Below are 17,495 nucleotides of genomic sequence, written 5' to 3' on the forward strand. Positions count from 1 at the left end.
CGCAGAAAAGCGGGCCATCCGGCCCGCTTTTCTGCGCAAGGGTGGAGACGGTTTAGTCAATTCGCCTTCTCCGTTCGCACCACCAGCACGTCGCAGGGCGCCAGGCGCACCACCCGGGCGGCGGTGCTGCCGAAGAGCAGGCGCTCCAGGGTGGAGTGGCCCACCTGGGCCACCACCAGCAGGGTCTTCGGATCGGCCTCGGAGACCAGCTCCTCCGCCGGGCCACCCCATTTCACGATGACGGAGGCCCCGGGGAAGGGCTTGACCCAGCCCTCCAGCTGCTCCCGGGCGTGGTCCTCCATGGTGTGCAGCCAGGCGGGGTCGGGCAGGGCGATCTGGGCCTCAGGCAGCATGGGCGCCGGGGGCTGAAGGACGTGCATGGCCACCAGGGGCACGCCGCACTGGGCGGCCCAGCTGCCGGCCCGCTCCAGGGCCTGCTTCGAGGCCTCGGAGAAATCCACCCCCACCAGCACCCGCGTGATCATGGCGACCTCCCGTCGGACACCCCAAAGATAAGTCATGGGTCTTCAATGAACCTGGATTTTTTCAACCCGGGGCTTGAAATACGAGTTGCAACACCTATACTGGAATCCGGGAGGCACCATGATCACGCTTCGACCCGCCGAATCCCGGGGCCACATCGATTTCGGATGGCTGGACACACACCACACCTTCTCTTTTGGCGACTACTTTGACCCCGAGCACACCCAGTTCCGGGCCCTGCGGGTCCTGAACGAGGACCGTGTCCAGCCCGGCAGGGGCTTCGGCACCCACAGCCACCGGGACATGGAGATCCTGACCTGGGTGCTCTCCGGGGCCCTGGAACACCGGGACAGCCTGGGCACCCACGGCGTCATCCGGCCCGGTGAAGCCCAGGTCATGAGCGCGGGCACCGGCATCCGCCACAGCGAGTTCAATGCCTCGGCCGCGGAGCCGGTCCACTTCCTCCAGATCTGGATCCTGCCGGAGCGGCAGGGCCTGGCGCCCCGCTATGACCAGGTGGCCTTCCAGGAAGCGGATCTGCGCAACCACCTGCACTTGATCGCCAGTCCCGATGGCGCCGATGGCTCCGTCCGGCTGTTCCAGGACGTGAAGGTCTTCGCCGCCCGCCTGGATGCGGGGCGCGAGATCGAGGCCACGATCCCACCAGGTCGGGCGGGCTTCCTCCAAGTGGCCGCCGGGTCCGTCACGCTCCAGGGGCGGACCCTGAACGCCGGGGACGCCGCGCGCATCGAAGGTGAGCCCTCTCTTGCCGTGGTGGCCGGAGTGCCCGCCGAGATCCTGTTCTTCGACCTTGCCTGAGGAGCCATCCATGAGCCCCAAACCCGTTGCCTCCCTTGTGACCGGACTGCCCACGCAGGACGGGAACCGCGTGCCCCTGGTCCGTCTGGTGCCCGGCCGGGGCCAGCATGGCACCGAGGCTTTCCGCGCCATGGACCCCTTCCTGCTCATGGACCACTTCGGACCCATGGTGCTGCCGCCGGGCACGGATGCGGGCTTCCCGCCCCACCCCCACCGGGGCTTCCAGACCCTCACCTACCTGATCCAGGGCGCGTTCAAACACCGGGACAGCACAGGCGGCTCCGGCCTGCTGCGGCCCGGTGGCGCCCAGCTCATGAATGCGGGCGCAGGCATCGTCCACGAGGAGATGCCGGTGCCTGAGCACCTGGAGACGGGCGGGCCCATCGAGGGCGTCCAGCTCTGGATCAACCTGCCGAAGGCGGACAAATGGAGCCAGCCCGGCTACACGGACCTGCAGCCCGAGAGCATGCCCTGGACGGTCCTTCCGGGCGGCCGCATCCGCGTGTTGGCGGGCTCTTGGGCCGGCGTCACCGGCCCGGCCCGCACTCCCGCCCGGATCGCCTACGCGCACCTGGAGCTGGCGGCTGGCGGGCGCTTCCAGCAGACCATTCCGGAAGGCTGGACGGCGGCCGTGGTGCCCCTGCACGGTTCGGTCCGCCTAGAAGGCACTGAGGTGCCTGCGGACACCGTGGCCCTGCTGGGGAACGGCGAATCCCTGGCGCTGGAGGCCCTCACGCCCGTGAGCCTCATGCTGCTGGCGGGCGAGCCGCTCCGCGAGCCCATCGCCCACTACGGCCCCTTCGTGATGAACACCCGGGAGGAACTTGAGCAGGCGGTCCTGGACTACCAGCAGGGACGCATGGGCCACCTGGACTGAACTTCAGAGCTGCGCCGCCCCGCCGATAGGAGGGCATCCACGGAAAGGCCAGGCATGTCCGAGTCCGCCCCGAGATCCGCTTTGGCTGGCTTCGCGGCAGGCGATGGGGAGCAGCTCAACCGGGACCTAGCCGGACTGGAGAAGGTGATCAACAAGTCCGCCGCCGGCGCCGCCAGGACCTCGGTCCGGGTGCAGACCCTGGCGCGGGAGATCGATCAGATCCTCGCCAGCACCCGCACCATGCAGGAGACCCTGGACAACCTGGGGGGGAACATCTCGCTGTCTGCGATCGCCACGGAGGAGGCCGCCGAGTCCACCCGTCGCATGGCGGACCAGACGCAGAAGGGCCGCCAGGAGAGCGACCAGGCCGTGGCCACGGTGCGGCAGCTCCAGCAGCAGACGACGGTGACCTCCGAGCGCCTGGAGTCGCTGCTGGGCCACATCCTGAAGGTCAACGAGGTATCCCAGGTCATCGGCGAGATCGCGGATCGCACGGGCATGCTCAGCCTCAACGCCGCCATCGAGGCGGCCCATGCCGGCGCCGCTGGCCGGGGGTTCGCCGTGGTGGCCGAGGAGGTCCGGAAGCTGGCGGATCGGACCTCGCTGCAGACCCAGGAGATCGCGGCCCTGCTGGAGGCCATCCGGAAGGATCTGGATCCGGCCCGGGAGGCCATGGAGCAGAGCCTGGGGCTGGCAGCCACGACGCGCGTCCAGGTCGAGGCCGTCGAGCAGCGTCTGTCGGACATCGCGGATCTGGCGGAATCCACCGCCGGGAACGTGTCCAGCCTCGCGGGGACCGCCACGGAGGAGCAGGAGGCGGCCCAGAGCCTGATGGAGGCCTCCGGGAGGCTGCTGGAGTCCACCGGAACCTTGAAGTCCGCAGCCGAGGCCGTGGCCCAGGACGCCTTCGCCGTGACCTCGCTCACGGAGGAGGGCCACCGGCATTTGGCGGCCTACGACACGGGCTCCCTCTTCCATCGCGCCCTTGGCCTGGCCAGGGATCTGGCCACCACCAGCGCCACCATCCTCGAAGGCCCTGTCCGGGAAGGACGCATCAGCGCCGAGCAGCTGCTGGCCCTCGACTACACTGAGATCCGGGGTCCCGAGATCCAGAGCCTGTCCCGGTTCTTCAACGTCCTGCACGTGCCCCAGGAAGGGTTCACTCCGCCCAAGTTCCGCACGGCCTACGACGGCCTGGTGGACCGGACCCTGCAGGAGGCCTTCGACCGCGTCCTGGAGCAGGAGCCGCGGCTGACCTTCGCCCTGATCATCGACCTGAACTCCTATGGGCCCTCGCACAACAAGGCCTTCGCCAAGGACTGGACCGGACAGCCGGACAGGGACCTGGCCGGCAACCGCGTGAAGCGCTTCTTCACGGACAACCGGGTGCTGGTCCGGGGTGCGCGGCATGGGCTGGGCGAAGCGGCCGAGGCCCTGCCGGATCGGGTGGATCGGACCGCCTTCCAGCGAGTGGCCGATCTCGGTGAGAAGGCCGCCAGTCGCGAGGAGTTCCTGGTGCAGACCTACGCCCGGGACACCGGTGCCATCATCACCGTCCTCACCGTGCCGCTCTTCGTCCGGGGCCAGCGCTACGGCGTCAGCCTCCTGGGCTGGAGCAGCGACGACTGAAGGCTAGGCGAGGGGTTTCGCTTCGAGCCTGCGCAGAAGCGTGAAGCGCCCCGAGGCCAGCTTGCCCAGGGCCCGGGCCAGGGCCTCCCGGCTGCAACCCAGTGCCTCGCTCCAGGCTTCCAGCGGGAGCTCGCCGCCCTCGGGGTGGGCGTCGACCCAGCTCTGCCACAGCGAAGCCAGGGCCGCAGCCTCCGGTTCCTGGCGGTCCCGCCAGCTGCGCTCCTGGGGCCGCCTGGGCTCGTAGAAGGCGGTGCCACGCAGCTTGTCCGGCAGGAAGGTCTGCTCGCGGTCGTAGTCATCGTGGGAGTAGTGGTAGCCCGCGCCCCGTCCGGCCTTGCGGGCCGTGGCCGTGTGGGCATCGCGGATGGCCTCGGGAATCGGCGCGTCCTCCGCCGCCAGGGCGGCGTCCACGGCCAGGATGGTGGCGTTGCTCTTGGGGGCGTTGGCCACGTAGATGATGGCCTGGGCCAGGGGGATGCGGGCCTCGGGCCAGCCGATCTGCTCCACGGCGCGGCTGGCGGCCTCGCAGAGGATGAAGGCCTGGGGGTCGGCGTTGCCCACGTCCTCGGCGGCGCAGACCATGAGGCGCCGGGCGATGAAGCGGGGATCCTCGCCGCCCCGGATCATGCGGCTCAGGTAGTAGAGGGCGGCGTCGGCGTCTGAGCCCCGCAGGCTCTTCTGGAAGGCGCTGGCCAGGTCGTAGTGGCCGTCCGCCCGGTCGAACATCATGCGGCCACCCAGGGCGCCCTGCAGCGACTCCAGATCCGGCTCGGGCATCTCCAGCCAGGTCTCCAGTCCCGAGAGGGCCGAGCGCAGGTCGCCACCGGCCCAGTTCGAGAGCCATTCGAAGACCTGCGCCGGCTCGGGCTCGGCGTCCCGCTCCTTGGCCCAGGCCCGCTTGAGCACAACCAGGATGTGGGCCGGTTCCAGGGGCTTCAGGGCAATGAGCTGGCAGCGGCTGCGCAGCGCCGGGTTCAGGTAGAAGGCCGGGTTCTCGGTGGTGGCGCCGACGAGGATGGCCTCACCGCGCTCAAGATAGGGCAGGAGAATGTCCTGCTGGGCCCGGTTGAAGCGGTGGATTTCGTCCAGGAACACCACGGGCGGCACCGTGCGGAACAGCGGCATCTCGCGGCTGTCCGCCAGGAACTTCTTCAGCTCCGCGGCACTGCCGCTGACACCCGAGAACTCGATGAAACCGTGCCCGGTGGCCTCGGCCAGGATGCGGGCCAGGGTGGTCTTGCCCGTGCCCGGCGGGCCCCACATCACCATGGAGGGCAGGCGGCCCCCCGCCGTGAGCCGCGTCAACGCGCCCCTGGGGCCGAGCAGGTGCGCCTGCCCCACTACCTCGTCGAGGGTGGCCGGGCGGAGGCGTTCTGGGAGGGGGATGTGGGACATGGCGACCCCTCCAGCCTATCAGCCCGCCTGTGCTAGGCTCCCCGCATGCCCACGCTGCCCGCCTACGAACGCGACCCCTTCGCCACCTCCCTGGAGACCCGCATCCTGCGCGTGGGCGAGGAAACGGGAAGACCCTTCGCCATCCTGGAGGACACGGTCTTCTACCCGGAAGGCGGTGGCCAGCCCTGCGACCTCGGCACCCTGAACGGTGCGGCCGTGGTGGATGTCCAGAAGCGCGATGGCGAGATCCGGCACTACCTGGATTCGGTCCAGGAGGCTGGCCCGGCCTCGCTGCGGCTGGATTGGACCCGCCGCTTCGACCACATGCAGCAGCACACGGGTCAGCACCTGCTCACGGCCGTGGCCCAGGATCAGTTCAAATGGGAGACCACGGCCTTCCACCTGGGGGCGTCGGTCTGCGACATCGAATTGGATGCACCCTCGGTTTCCCCGGCCGAGATGGCCCGCCTCGAAGAGGCTGTGGCCGCCGAGATCCGCGCCCGGCGGGAGGTCACGGCCCGCTGGGTGAGTGCCGAGGCCTACGGCCGCGAGGCCGTGCGCTCCCGAGGCCTTCCGGAAGGTCACAGCGGTGACATCCGTCTGGTGCAGATCGCGGGGGTGGACCTGAACACCTGCGGCGGTACGCATCTGCGCCACACGGGCGAGATCGAGGTCCTCAAGCTGCTGGGCACCGAGTCCATCCGGGGTGGCACGCGCCTCTTCTACGTGGCCGGAAGGCGGGCCAGGCTGCGCCTGGGCGCGCATGAACAGCGCAATGCGGGGCTGCGCGCCCTGCTGGGTGCACCCGACGAGGAACTCGTCGCCGCCCTCCAGATCAAGCTGGACCAGCTGCTGGCCCTGGAGCGCCGCAGCCGGAAGCTGGAGGAGGACCTGGCCGAGTACCAGGCGGCGGCCCTCGCCGCCCAGCCGGGCGTCTTCGCGGAGGTCCATGTCGAAGGCCGGGACATGGCTTTCCTGCAGAAGCTGGCCCGGGGGATCCTCGCCATCGATCCCGCCAAGGCCGTGTTCGTGACGGCCGACCTGGGCGGGCAGGGGATCTTCCTGCTGAGCGCGGGGGAGGGTTCGGCGCTGGACGTCCCGGCCGCCGGCAAGGCGGTGGCGGCCATCCTGGGGGCCAAGGGCGGCGGTTCGGGGAAGAGCTTCCAGGGCAAGGCGTCGACACTGGCGGCCCGGGAGCAGGCGGTGGCCCTCCTGCGAGAGATGGGACAATAGCTCTGCCATGGACCTGATTTACCTCGACCACAACGCCACGACGGCGCTCGACTCCGAGGCCTTCGAGGCCATGCGGCCCTGGTTCACGGAGCGCTTCGGCAATGCCAGCGCGGCCTATGCGCTGGGACACCTGTCGGATGGCGCGGTGGTGGCGGCGCGGGAGCAGGCGGCGGCCCTGGTGGGCTGCACGCCGGCCGAGGTCGTCTTCACCAGTGGTGGTACCGAGAGCCTGAACCATGCGGTGAAGGGGGTCTGGGAGGCCCTTCCCGCGAAGCGGCACCTGGTCACCACCGCCGTGGAGCACCCTGCGCTGCGGGCCCTGGTGGTGTGGTGGAAGGGGCAGGGCGGCGAGATCACGGATGTGGGCGTGGATGGTGAGGGCCGACTCGACTTGGCTGCCCTGGAGGCCGCTGTGCGGCCGGACACCGCCCTGGTGGCCATCATGGCCGCCAACAACGAGACCGGCGTGTTGTTTCCCGTGGCGGAGGCGGCCCGCATCGCCAAGGCCCGGGGGGCGCTCTTCCTGGTGGATGCGACGCAGGCCGCCGGGAAGATCCCGGTGGATGCCGTGGCCTGGGGCGCGGACCTGCTCTGCCTCAGCGGCCACAAGTTCCACGGGCCCAAGGGTACGGGGCTGCTCATGATCCGCCGCGGCGTGCGACTGAAGCCGCTGATGCTGGGTGGCTCTCAGGAGCGTGGGCGCCGGGGCGGCACCGAGAACGTGCCGGGCATCGTGGGGCTCGGCAAGGCAGCCGAACGGGCTCGCCTCGGCCTGCCACGCATGGAGCGGGTCCGCCAGCTGCGGGATGGCCTGGAAGCGCGCCTGGGAGAGGACATCCCGGAGCTCCGGATCCACGGCGGAGGCGCGTCCCGTCTGCCCAATACCAGCCTGGTGGGGTTCGCGGGCCTCGAAGGCGAGGCCCTCCAGCTCAGGCTCGGGGAACACGGCATCTGCGTGTCCACTGGCAGCGCCTGCAGTACCGGCATGCGTGAACCCAGCCACGTGCTCCGGGCCATGCAGGTGCCGGAGGCCTATGCCATCGGCACCGTGCGTTTCAGCCTGGGACGCGACACCACGGAGGGGGAACTGGCCATGGTCCTCGACCTTCTGCCGGGACTGGTCCTCGCGCTCCGGGAAAACTGGAGTTTCAAGGGACATAGACGGTAATTGCCCAGTATGATCCAGGAAGCGATTGCTTTTTTGGATCTTCCAGGGCGGTTATTTCCCGGGCCACTTGCCTTGGGAATAAAGCTCCGTAGTCGTCGGCGGAAGGGGAATGTCATGGCCATCGAACGCCTGAGGCGCTTCGCGCAAAGCCTCCGCCCAGGCAGGTCCAAGGCGATGACACCCTGGCGCACACCCGTGACGCTGGATCGGGGCAGCATCGGGGAGGCCTGCATGGCCCTGGACGGACATGGCCTCGGGGCGGCGCTGTGGGAGAGCAGCGGCCGACTCTGGACCATGCCCATCGGCCCCCAGTCCGCTCCGGCGCTGGTACGGCTCCCCTTGGGTGCGGGCACGACCCCGCGGATCCTCCTGAACCCGGAAGGGCGCGGGCTCGCCCTCTGGCAGGCTTTGGCGGGGGAGGAGCGGCAGCTCCTCGGCAAGATCCTGGGCGGTGGTGAAGGGGAATCCCATGTCCTGTTCAGGACCGCGGGCCTGGTCTACCACCTCCAGGCTGCCGTGGACCGGCGCGGCAATGCCCTGGTGGTGTGGCTCCTGGAGACGGACGGGCGCTACGAGGTGATGGCGCAATCCTTCGATACCCGCGGCCAAGTCTGGGAACAGGCCCCGACGATCTTGGGCATTCCCAACGCCGCGATGGTGGAACCCCGCCTGGCCGTGAACCACCGCGAGCACGCCATGGTGCTCTGGGAAGTCGAAGGAAGTGGCCAGGAGGGGCTTGTGGCCAGCCACTACTGGCCCTCCGACCGCATCTGGTCCGACCGCCCCGTGTCCGTGGTATCCCATGCCACCCGCCATCACCAGGTGGTCATGGACAACCTGGGGAATGCCCTGGCGCTCTGGATCCATGCCCCCCGCGGTCAGCGGAGCAGCCTCGAGGCCAGCTACTACGACGGACAACGCTGTGAATGGGGGGCGCCCGAGGTCCTCAGCACGGCCCAGACCTTCACCCATCCAAGGCTCGTGATGAACGGCGAGGGGGAGGCGCTGGCCGCATGGTGCCAGGCGGAGGGCCACGGCGCCTCGCGCCTGATCAGCAAGGCCTTTGCTAGGGGAAACTGGGAGACAGGGGTGGAGTGCCTGGAACTGGGCCATGCCCCTGTGCGGGAATTCAGCGTCGACTTGGGGCCCGAAGGACAGGCCGGACTGATCGCCGTGCATCATGGGACCAATGGCGACTGGGTTTCCGCGCGGTTGCGCCATGGTTCCTGGGGAGAGGCCTTCACCCTGGCGCCCGCATCCGCTCAGCTCTGCGCCCTTCCCCAGATCCGGCTCTGTCCGCAGGGGGCCTCCGCGATCTGGGTCCAGGGCACGGGTCGGGAGGGGAACCTGATGCTGGTGGAAACGTGGTGATCCGGTTCCCTCTGGACGCTAGCCCAGGAGCTGCCGAGCGTAGTGCTCGACGGCGTAGGGGAGCCACCGGTGCCCCGGCACGTCGCGGCTGAGATAGCCCATGTGGCCGCCATGGGCCTCGAGGTGGAGATGCACGTGGCTGGAGGGTCCCGGTTCGAGGGCGTGCCGCCAGGGGATGAAGGGATCGTCCTTGGCCATGAGGATCACCGTGGGCACGGTGATCTTCGGCAAGTGGGGCCGCGCCGAGCAGCGGGCGTAGTAGTCATCGGCGTTTAGGAAGCCGCCCGCCTTGGTCGTGTAGGCCTCGTCGAATTCGCGGAGGCTCATGAGAGGCCAGGTCCGGTAGGCAGCGGGGATGAGGCCATCCTCCACACGCTGCTGGATGGCCTGGCGGCAGCGCCGGATGAAGCGGAGTTCGTAGAGGCGGCTCAGGCCGCCGTGGATGGACTCCGCACAGGCGCCCAGGTCCACGGGCGGGTTCACGGCGATGGCGGCATCGGGGGCCGCGGCTGGTTGCGGCAGGCCCCCGCCCAGGTTCAGCAGCAGGGCATTGGCGGAGAGGGAGTAGCCGATGGCCAGCTGACGCAGGCCAGGGTGACGCTGGCGGGCCGCGGCGAAAACGGCGCCCAGATCGTCGCCGGAGCCGCTGTGGTAGGGTCTCCGGGCCAGGCCGCGGCCCGCGCCACAGCCCCGGTGGTTCACGGTCCAGACGTGGTGGCCCAGATGGCGGGCCAGGGCCACTGTGCGTCGCACGTAGTGGGCTTGGTCGTCTCCCCCCAGGCCATGGAAGACCAGCGTCAGGATCGGCTCCTCGCCGGGGTAGTGGCGTGCCGCGAGCTGGTCCCCGTCCGGCAGTGCGATGTGCAGTGGCACGGAGGGATGGTTGGGCGATTCCCCCGGCAGGTAGTTGCCCAGGATCGTCTGCAGGTGGCCCGAGGCCGCCCACCAGGGGGGGCGGCAGGGCAGGGGCGGTGGGGCGAGCTGGAGCATCCTTCCAGTGTGCCCCACGCGGCGGTCACTCCTTGCGCTTGTAGACGAGCTTGTAGCTGAACGGATTGTCCAGTTTGGGATGGGTGTAGGTCACCTGCAGGGCCAGGGAGCTTCCGTCCTTCCGCATGGAATAGACATGCTTCAGCACGTAGCTCTCCCCGGCGAGGGTCTGGACGAGGGTCGGCCCCTGGCCGCTGAGCGAGACCTTGAATGCCTCGCCATCGCTGCGCTTCCAGGATTCCTCGGTGCCGTCGAAGGGCGTGTCGATGGAGCGTTCCTTGTCCAGGGTCACGGAGAAGGTGCTCCCGGCCAGGATGTCGAGTTGGCCATAGCTGCGGCAGGCGGACTGGAGCTTCTTCTTCCAGACCAGCTTGAGGGCGAAGTTCAGGTCCTTGAGGTGGGTCTCGATCTGCTCGTCGATCTTGTCACTTTGTGAAGCATGCAAGGTCCATTCACCGTCCCAGTCAACCTTGCCTTCCTTGGCGGTCTCGACCTTGGCGGGCGCCGGTCTGGCCTTCTGGGCGCAGACGGGAAGGGCCAGGAGACAAGGCAGCAGCAGGGTCAGGGCGCGCATGGGGACCTCCAGAAGGAGCCTACGCCCGCCCACGTACTTCTGGAAGTTTTGAAACCATTCCATGTGATCGGCGCAACAAAGAGGCTGATTGATGACCTTCCAGGGAAGATCGCGTGATGCGAGGTGTAAGCTGATGGCGTTCAGCCCACAGACAGGGCACTCAAACCAAGGAGTGTGGCCATGAAGAAACAGGAAGCCCTCGATTACCATTCGATGGGACGGAAGGGGAAGATCGAGGTCATCGCCACGAAGCCCTGCTCCACCGCCCGCGATCTCTCCCTGGCCTATTCCCCCGGCGTGGCGGAGCCCTGCCTGGCCATCGAGAAGGACCCGGAGCTGGCCTATGAGTACACCGCCAAGGGCAATCTGGTGGCCGTGCTCTCCAACGGCACGGCCGTGCTGGGCCTCGGCAACCTCGGAGCCCTGGCGGGCAAGCCCGTCATGGAAGGCAAGGGCGTGCTGTTCAAGCGCTTCGCCGACATCGACGTGTTCGACATCGAAGTGGATGAGACCGACATCGATCGCTTCTGCCAGGTGGCCCGCGCCCTCGAACCCACCTTCGGTGGCATCAACCTTGAGGACATCAAGGCCCCTGAGTGCTTCGAGATCGAGACCCGCCTGAAGAAGGAAATGAACATCCCCGTCTTCCATGACGACCAGCACGGCACGGCCATCATCAGCACCGCCGCGCTGATGAACGCCTGCGAGATCACCGGCAAGAAGATGCCCGACTTGAAGGTGGTGTTCTCCGGCGCCGGCGCTTCCGCCATCGCCTGCGCGAACATGATGATCGAGGCCGGCGTCAAGCTGGAGAACCTCTGGCTCTGCGACACCAAGGGCCTGGTCTACACCGGCCGGACGGAAGGCAACAACAAGTACAAGGACAAGTTCGCCAAGCCCAGCGAGTGGCGCACCCTGGCCGACACCATCAAGGATGCGGACGTGTTCGTGGGCTGCTCCAGCAAGGGCGCCCTGACGCCCGAGATGCTGCTGAGCATGGCCAAGAACCCCATCGTCTTCGCCCTGGCGAACCCCGATCCCGAGATCGACTATCCCACCGCCATGGCCACCCGGAAGGACATCATCCTGGCCACGGGCCGCAGCGACTACCCGAATCAGGTGAATAACGTCCTGGGCTTCCCCTTCATCTTCCGCGGGGCGCTCGACGTGCGCGCCTCCGAGATCAACGAGCCCATGAAGATCGCCGCTGCCAAGGCCCTGGCCGCCCTGGCCCGGCAGGAAGTCCCTGAAAGTGTGTCGCGGGCCTATGCGGGCCAGAAGTTCAGCTTCGGCCCCGAATACATCATTCCCAAGCCCTTCGATCCCCGCGTGCTGCTGTGGGTGGCTCCCGCCGTGGCCCAGGCGGCCATGGATACGGGCGTGGCCCGGAAGCCCATCGCCGACATGAAGGCCTACATCGAGCGCCTCGAGGGCCTCCAGGGCCGCAGCAAGGACGTGATCCGCAGCGTGGTCCACCGCGCCAAGGAGAACCCCAAGCGCGTGGTCTTCCCCGAGGGCGATCACCCGCTGATCCTCCAGGCCGTCTCCCAGATGGTGGACGAGGGCATCTGCATCCCCATCCTGCTGGGCGAGCCCGCCAAGATCCAGGCCGTGGCCGCCGATCACGGCATCGGCATCGAAGGCATCGAGATCCTCGATCCCGGCACCGTGGCCTGGCGCCAGGAAGCCGAAGAGGCCTTCTTCGACCTGCGGAAGCGCCGCGGCGTCACCCGCACGGAAGCCAAGCGCCAGATCCGCCGCCGCATCTACTTCGGCGCCATGATGTGCCGCATGGGCAAGGCCGATGGCATGATCGCCGGGCTCACGATGTACTATCCCGACACCATCCGCCCCTGCCTCGAAGTCATCGGCACCCGCAAGGGCGTGAAGAAGGTGTGCGGCGTCTACACCATGGTGCTGAAGAACCGCGTGCTGTTCTTCTCCGACACCACCATGAACATCGAGCCCACGGGCGAGGAACTGGCCGAGATCGCCATGCTCACCTCGGACCTGGTGAAGGACACCTTCAACATGGAACCCAAGGTGGCCATGCTCTCCTTCTCCAGCTTCGGCAGCGTGGAACATCCCCTGGTCCGCAAGGTCCAGAAGGCCGTCGAGATCGTGAAGGCCACCCGCCCCGAGCTGAAGTGCGATGGCGAGATGCAGGCTGACACGGCTCTGGGCGAAGGCATCCTGGCCGAGAACTACCCCTGGGTGGACCTGCCGGGCGGCCCGAACGTGCTGATCTTCCCAGACCTCACCAGCGGCAACATCGGCTACAAGCTGGTGCAGCGGCTGGCGGGCGCCGAGGTGATCGGCCCCATCACCTGCGGCATGGCCGCTCCGGTGCACGTCCTGCAGCGGCACAGCGACCTGAATGACATCATCCACCTCACGGCGCTTACCGTCGTCGAGGCGCAGCAGAAGCAGAAGTAGGCCGTTGGAATACCTGCAGCGGGGGCCGGTGGCCCCCGCTGCTCGTTCAGGGCCGTGCGGGGAGTGGCTGCAGCAGCTGGTGCACCGCCGCTTCGATGCTGAGGGGCCGGCCATCGGAACCCTTCTCCCGGTGGTCCAGGTTCGCCTCCCCCTGCCAGACCTGAAGACCGGATCTGCGGTCCTGGATCTGCACGATGACCACAAAGTTCCCCTTGGATCCTCCGTCCCGTCCGCCGGCGGGGTCGCCGCCGCCGTCCGGCCCCCCCCTGCCGCCTCCGCGGTGCCCTTCGCCTCCTCCGGACCGGGGAGAGCCCTTGGCGCCGTGGTTCCCGCCACCGTCCGGGCGACCGCCGGTCAGGACATAGACGGCCACCCAGAGGTCGGCTTCCGCCGCCGGGGCGGACCGGTACTTCCTGCCCTCCAACTCGGCGCACACGGCGCGGAGGTGGAGCTCGGGATTCAGCGGCCGCATCCCTTCACGGATGAGGATCCGATCCTTCCGGGGATCGGGGGCCATGGTCGCGTAGGACCTGGCCTGGAAGGCAGGGTCCACGTCATAGGCGAACTTGGGTGAGGCACATCCCAGGGCGGCCATGGCCATGAGGATGGGTAAGCTCCAGGGCATCAGGGATCGCATGCCTGAAGGATGCCTCAACGGGGGGCGGCGTTCCTCAGGATTGTTCGATCTGCGCGAGCCAGGCCTGGATTTCGGGATCGGGGTCGGGGCTCAGACGCAGGGCCTCCCGGAGGTCCAGCAGGGCCGGTCCCGGCTCGTCGCGCTGGAGGTGGATGAAGGCCCGTTCCTTGTGGGCCCTGGGATTCCCGGGGTCGAGCAGGATGAGGTGGGTGGCCGTCCACAGCGCCTCCTCCCAGTCCTCGGCATGCATGAACCGCAGGTGGAGGTTCCGCACCAGTCGGACGAGGGTGGCGCGGTTGGTGGCGGGGTGGAGCATGTCCCGGTGGAAGGCCACTCGGCCTGCCGTGGCCGACTGCACCAGCTCGGCACCGCGCTCTTCGCCCACGGCGCGGCCCTTGTGGAACGGATCGAAGCAGAGCAGTCCGAAGTCCGTGCGCAGGGCGGCGATGTAGTGTCCGGGCAGGCCCACGCCCACGGCATCGAAACCCATGCGACGGGCCAGGTCCACCCACAGGATGGAGAGGGAGATGGGCAGCCCCTTCCGGCGGGCGATGACCGCGGGCAACAGGGCGTTGAGCGGGTCATCGTAGGTGTCGCGGTCCCCGTCGAAGCCCAGCTCCTCGAACAGCAGGTGGTTCAGGGCGTCGATGGCCTTGTGCGTGTTCCAGGGCAGGGGCATGCGCCCAGCGAGGGTGAAGGCCCACTCGTTGAGCTGCATGGACACCTGGTCGGGGTCCGGGTCGTCGAGGGCAGGAGCCACCGCATGCACGGCCCCTTCGGCCAGGTTCCGGCAATCCGGATCCTCACGGAGGTAGTCGAGCAGCGACATCAGGCGCGCCGGCGGATCACCGAGCGCCCCACCAGCGCCAGGGCCACGAGGCCGAGGGCACCCCAGACCCAGCCCTGCCAGGAACTGGTTGCAGCCTGGATCTTGCGCGCCTCTTCAACCTTGCGGGCGTTCTCCTCGATGGACAGCTTGGATTGGGCCTCCCGGGCCTCCTTCACAGCCTTGTCCGCGGATTCCCGGGAGGCCTTGAGCTCCTTGGCCGCCGCCTCCTGCTCCTCTTCCGCTCCCAGGACGGCCACCTTCTTGGGCGGAACGGCCGGTGGACCGAAACTCGCCGGAACGGCCTCGCCTTCATCCTGGTAGTCCGCCGGAGACTGGCTGTTCTCGATGGATTCCGTGAGTGCCTGGATGTCCTCGCGCAGCCCCAGCAGCACCTGATTCTGACGGTGGAGCTGGGCGCCCTGGATCCAGAGCAGCCCCAACTGGAGGGCCAGGAAGGTGGGGATGATCCATCGGAGAGAAGAGCGCTTCATCAGGCCTCCCTCCCTAGGATAAACAGGGTCCGGTCATCGCGGTTCTGGGTATCGAAGGCGGCGACGTCATGGAAGACCGCCTCGCAGGCGGCGCGGGGGCTTCCCGTCCCCCACAACCGCCGCAGCTGGGAACTGAGCCGGCCCAGGCCGTAGAGTTCGCCCTCCCGATTCATGGCTTCGGATAGCCCGTCACTGTAGAGCACCATCCACCCCCTGGGGGGGAGTACCCCTTCGATGACCTGCCAGTCGCCAGGCCCGGCGGGCCGCAGCCCCAGGCCGCGGCCGTGGGGAAGCACCTCGCGGGGGCCCTCTTCGCCCGATTCCTCGAGCACCAGAGCTCCCGGATGGCCGGCCCGGGCGAGCCGATAGTTCCCGGCCTCGTCCCATTCCAGCAGGATGAGCGTGAGGAACCCCCGGTGGCCGAGCAGCTGCCTCAGGGTGAGGTCAAGCGAACAAAGGATCTCCTCCAGTTTCTGATTTTCCGTCTGAGCGGCCTGTTCGAGCAGGGCCGTGGCCTGGGCCATGTAGAGGGCGGCGGCGAGGCCCTTGCCGCAGATGTCGCCCACGGCAGCGAGCCAGGTGCCGCTGGGTCGGCGCTTGACGAAGAGCAGGTCCCCGCCGGTCTCCAGGGCCGGCTCGAGGCGCAGGGCCACGTGGAAGCCCGGGATGGGCGGCACGTGGGAGGTGACCAGGCCCTCCTGGATGCGGCGGGCCGTCTCCAGCTCCTGGCTCAGGCGCTCCTGGACCACCAGCCGCTGGTGCATCACGGCGGTCTCGAGGACCTGCCCCGCAGCCAGGGCCACTTCGCGCAGCAACTCGCGATCCTCCCGGCCGTAGTTCAGCTCGGCGTATTTCCCCCCCAGGAGCACGACGCTGTGGGGCGTGTCACCGGCGAGGATGAGCAGCAGCAGCTGGGCTTCGAGGGCATCCACGTGGGCCCGGGCCGTGCCGCCCTGGTCGCGGATCCAGTCCGCCTCCTCGCTGCCGAGGCCCAGCACCAGCTCGCGGTTCTCCCGGGCCAGACGGAGGAGGCCCGGGGGGATCCGGAGGGGTTGGGGGGGGAAGTAGATCCGGCGATCCTCCCGATCCGAGGCCTCGGCCGCAGGCAGCAGGATCTGGCGATCCTCGATGCGCAGGATCTCGAGCAGCTGGGGCTGGAAGGCTTCGCCGAGGGCCCGGCGGAGGGACTTGACCAGGGCCTCCTCGCTGAAGCGCTTCCTGGGTTCGCGTACCGCGCTGAGGGCGATGTCCCGGGTGCTGGAGAAGTCGCGCCGGAAGCGGCGGCGGATGCCCTTCAGCAGGCGCCGCAGGGCCCAGCCGAGGGGCAGGGCGAGGATGCCGATGAGGGCCCCGGCCCAGCCTGGGGGGATGGCGGAGAGGTGCGAGAAGGCCCAGGCCAGGCCACCGAGGTAGGCGGCCACCGTGAGGGCCAGGATGGCCATGTAGCTCACCCAGCGCAGCAGCACCTTCTGCACGTCGAAGAGCCCGTGGCGGAAGATGGCGTAGGCGAAGCTGATGGGAATGAGCGGGGCCGGCAGGATGAAGATGAAGATCTGCCGGCGGAAGAGGAGGCTGTTCCCGTACTTGGCCTGGAGGATCGTCCAGGCCAGCAGGTCGAGGCAGATGGCCGCCGTCACGATCAGGGAGGGCAGGAGGGCCCTCCGGAGCCGCTCGGGTGCCTTGAACGCCCCCGCGATGAAGAACCCGAGGCCGGTGAGCGCAGCGGCAATGTAGAGAGGGGTGGCCACGATCCCGAAGGCATTGAGCAGCAGCTTCAGCAGACCGTCCGGCGGCGTGCCGGCAACGGTTTTCAGGACGCCATCACCGGCGATCGCCCAGAAGCGGACCAGCACCTGTACCAGGGCCAGCAGGGCGAAGGTCCCGTAGACGGCCTGGAGGACGCGTCGGTGCCTCCGCCATTCCGAAGGGTGCGGGAAGCGCAGGAAGAAGTGGATCCAGAGCGGGGGCAGGAGTGCCGAGGCGATCCCGGCCATGAGCGTCACCAGCACCAGCATGACCAGGGGCGGGTTGCCGGAGATGGCCGCTCCCGACATCAGCAGGGCCGTGGCCGCCAGGTAGAAGAAGTGGCGCGAGGATTTCCGTTCCGGGGCGGAGAGCACCACCAGCAGGCTCACGGCCCAGGCGAGGATGCCGTTCGCCAGGAGGGCCAGCTGCACCCAGTCCAGGGGCTTCACCAATCGCACCGGCAGGAGGATCTGGCGCCCCTGGCGTTTCACCGTGTAGATGAGGATCGCCCCTTCGGGCTTTCCGTTGATGAAGCGCTGGGCCCTCAGGGTGCCCTCCAGGGTGGCCTCGTAGGCCCGGCCCTGGATCTTCACCAGCTCATCGCCCTCCAGCAGCCCCGCCTCCTCAGCCACGCCGTCCGGCAGGATCTCGCGGATGACGATCTTCCCCTTCTCCACGACCCAGGAGCACTGGTCGTCCGAACCCGCATAGACCCACTGGTTGAGGGCGAAGGAGCCCAGGGCCAAGGTCAGGCACGCGAAGCTGATCCACAGCAGGCGCCATCGGATGCGTTTCAGATAGGGGTTCATGAAGCCTT

The 17,495-nt window shown here is 68.5% G+C and carries 15 protein-coding genes; 7 read left to right on the forward strand and 8 right to left on the reverse strand.

The genetic code is table 11. The features are described 5' to 3' along the window. Positions 1 to 56 precede the first annotated feature (56 nt). Complete coding sequence (locus QOZ81_RS07985; protein ID WP_291199120.1) at positions 57 to 485, reverse strand: universal stress protein; 429 nt, start codon at positions 483 to 485, stop codon at positions 57 to 59. A 118-nt stretch (positions 486 to 603) separates the two neighbouring features. Between QOZ81_RS07985 and QOZ81_RS07990 the strand changes: the two genes are divergently transcribed. Genes QOZ81_RS07990 through QOZ81_RS08000 form a run of 3 tightly spaced genes read left to right on the forward strand, consistent with a single transcriptional unit; the run spans position 604 to position 3,808 of the window. Then, positions 604 to 1,302, forward strand: coding sequence for a pirin family protein (locus QOZ81_RS07990; RefSeq protein ID WP_291199118.1), 699 nt, complete (start codon positions 604 to 606; stop codon positions 1,300 to 1,302). 10 nt (positions 1,303 to 1,312) lie between these two features. Further along, positions 1,313 to 2,179, forward strand: a complete 867-nt coding sequence (locus QOZ81_RS07995; protein ID WP_291199116.1) for a pirin family protein — start codon at positions 1,313 to 1,315, stop codon at positions 2,177 to 2,179. Positions 2,180 to 2,233: 54 nt separating this feature from the next. Next, positions 2,234 to 3,808, forward strand: coding sequence for a methyl-accepting chemotaxis protein (locus tag QOZ81_RS08000; RefSeq protein WP_291199114.1), 1,575 nt, complete (start codon positions 2,234 to 2,236; stop codon positions 3,806 to 3,808). A 3-nt stretch (positions 3,809 to 3,811) separates the two neighbouring features. Here the strand turns inward: QOZ81_RS08000 and QOZ81_RS08005 are convergent, their stop codons facing one another. Beyond that, positions 3,812 to 5,203: a replication-associated recombination protein A gene (locus QOZ81_RS08005; RefSeq protein WP_291199112.1), complete on the reverse strand. Its 1,392-nt coding sequence runs from the start codon at positions 5,201 to 5,203 to the stop codon at positions 3,812 to 3,814. Positions 5,204 to 5,248: 45 nt separating this feature from the next. On the opposite strand from QOZ81_RS08005, the gene QOZ81_RS08010 reads away from it, so the two are divergent. From QOZ81_RS08010 to QOZ81_RS08020, 3 genes are all read left to right on the forward strand, one after another. Further along, entirely contained in the window at positions 5,249 to 6,436 is a 1,188-nt protein-coding gene (locus tag QOZ81_RS08010; protein WP_291199110.1) for an alanyl-tRNA editing protein, read from the forward strand. 7 nt (positions 6,437 to 6,443) lie between these two features. Next, positions 6,444 to 7,604, forward strand: coding sequence for a cysteine desulfurase family protein (locus QOZ81_RS08015; protein ID WP_291199108.1), 1,161 nt, complete (start codon positions 6,444 to 6,446; stop codon positions 7,602 to 7,604). 114 nt (positions 7,605 to 7,718) lie between these two features. Continuing rightward, positions 7,719 to 8,975: a hypothetical protein gene (locus QOZ81_RS08020; protein ID WP_291199106.1), complete on the forward strand. Its 1,257-nt coding sequence runs from the start codon at positions 7,719 to 7,721 to the stop codon at positions 8,973 to 8,975. A gap of 18 nt (positions 8,976 to 8,993) precedes the next feature. On the opposite strand, the gene QOZ81_RS08025 is transcribed toward QOZ81_RS08020, so the two are convergent. Both QOZ81_RS08025 and QOZ81_RS08030 read right to left on the reverse strand, forming a co-directional pair. After that, a complete protein-coding gene (locus QOZ81_RS08025; RefSeq protein WP_291199104.1) occupies positions 8,994 to 9,965 on the reverse strand; it encodes a YheT family hydrolase in 972 nt (323 codons plus the stop codon). A 25-nt stretch (positions 9,966 to 9,990) separates the two neighbouring features. Continuing rightward, positions 9,991 to 10,539 carry a hypothetical protein gene (locus QOZ81_RS08030; RefSeq protein ID WP_291199102.1) on the reverse strand — a complete coding sequence of 183 codons (549 nt, stop codon included), beginning with the start codon at positions 10,537 to 10,539 and terminating at the stop codon, positions 9,991 to 9,993. Positions 10,540 to 10,719: 180 nt separating this feature from the next. Between QOZ81_RS08030 and QOZ81_RS08035 the strand changes: the two genes are divergently transcribed. Beyond that, positions 10,720 to 12,975: an NADP-dependent malic enzyme gene (locus QOZ81_RS08035; RefSeq protein WP_291199100.1), complete on the forward strand. Its 2,256-nt coding sequence runs from the start codon at positions 10,720 to 10,722 to the stop codon at positions 12,973 to 12,975. Positions 12,976 to 13,021: 46 nt separating this feature from the next. Here QOZ81_RS08035 and QOZ81_RS08040 read toward each other — a convergent pair whose 3' ends face one another. Genes QOZ81_RS08040 through QOZ81_RS08055 form a run of 4 tightly spaced genes read right to left on the reverse strand, consistent with a single transcriptional unit; the run spans position 13,022 to position 17,487 of the window. After that, complete coding sequence (locus QOZ81_RS08040; protein WP_291199098.1) at positions 13,022 to 13,600, reverse strand: DUF4136 domain-containing protein; 579 nt, start codon at positions 13,598 to 13,600, stop codon at positions 13,022 to 13,024. Between the two features lie 46 nt (positions 13,601 to 13,646). Further along, the gene (locus tag QOZ81_RS08045; RefSeq protein ID WP_291199096.1) at positions 13,647 to 14,441 is read right to left on the reverse strand and encodes a SirB1 family protein; all 795 of its coding nucleotides are present in this window, start codon (positions 14,439 to 14,441) and stop codon (positions 13,647 to 13,649) included. Then, positions 14,441 to 14,932: a hypothetical protein gene (locus QOZ81_RS08050; protein ID WP_291199094.1), complete on the reverse strand. Its 492-nt coding sequence runs from the start codon at positions 14,930 to 14,932 to the stop codon at positions 14,441 to 14,443. Before QOZ81_RS08050 ends, QOZ81_RS08045 begins: the two co-directional genes overlap by 1 nt. Further along, entirely contained in the window at positions 14,932 to 17,487 is a 2,556-nt protein-coding gene (locus QOZ81_RS08055) for a SpoIIE family protein phosphatase (RefSeq protein ID WP_291199093.1), read from the reverse strand. The genes QOZ81_RS08050 and QOZ81_RS08055 overlap by 1 nt, the downstream gene beginning before the upstream one ends. Positions 17,488 to 17,495: the final 8 nt, after the last annotated feature.

The organism is Geothrix sp., assembly GCF_030219325.1.
Classification (GTDB): domain Bacteria; phylum Acidobacteriota; class Holophagae; order Holophagales; family Holophagaceae; genus Geothrix.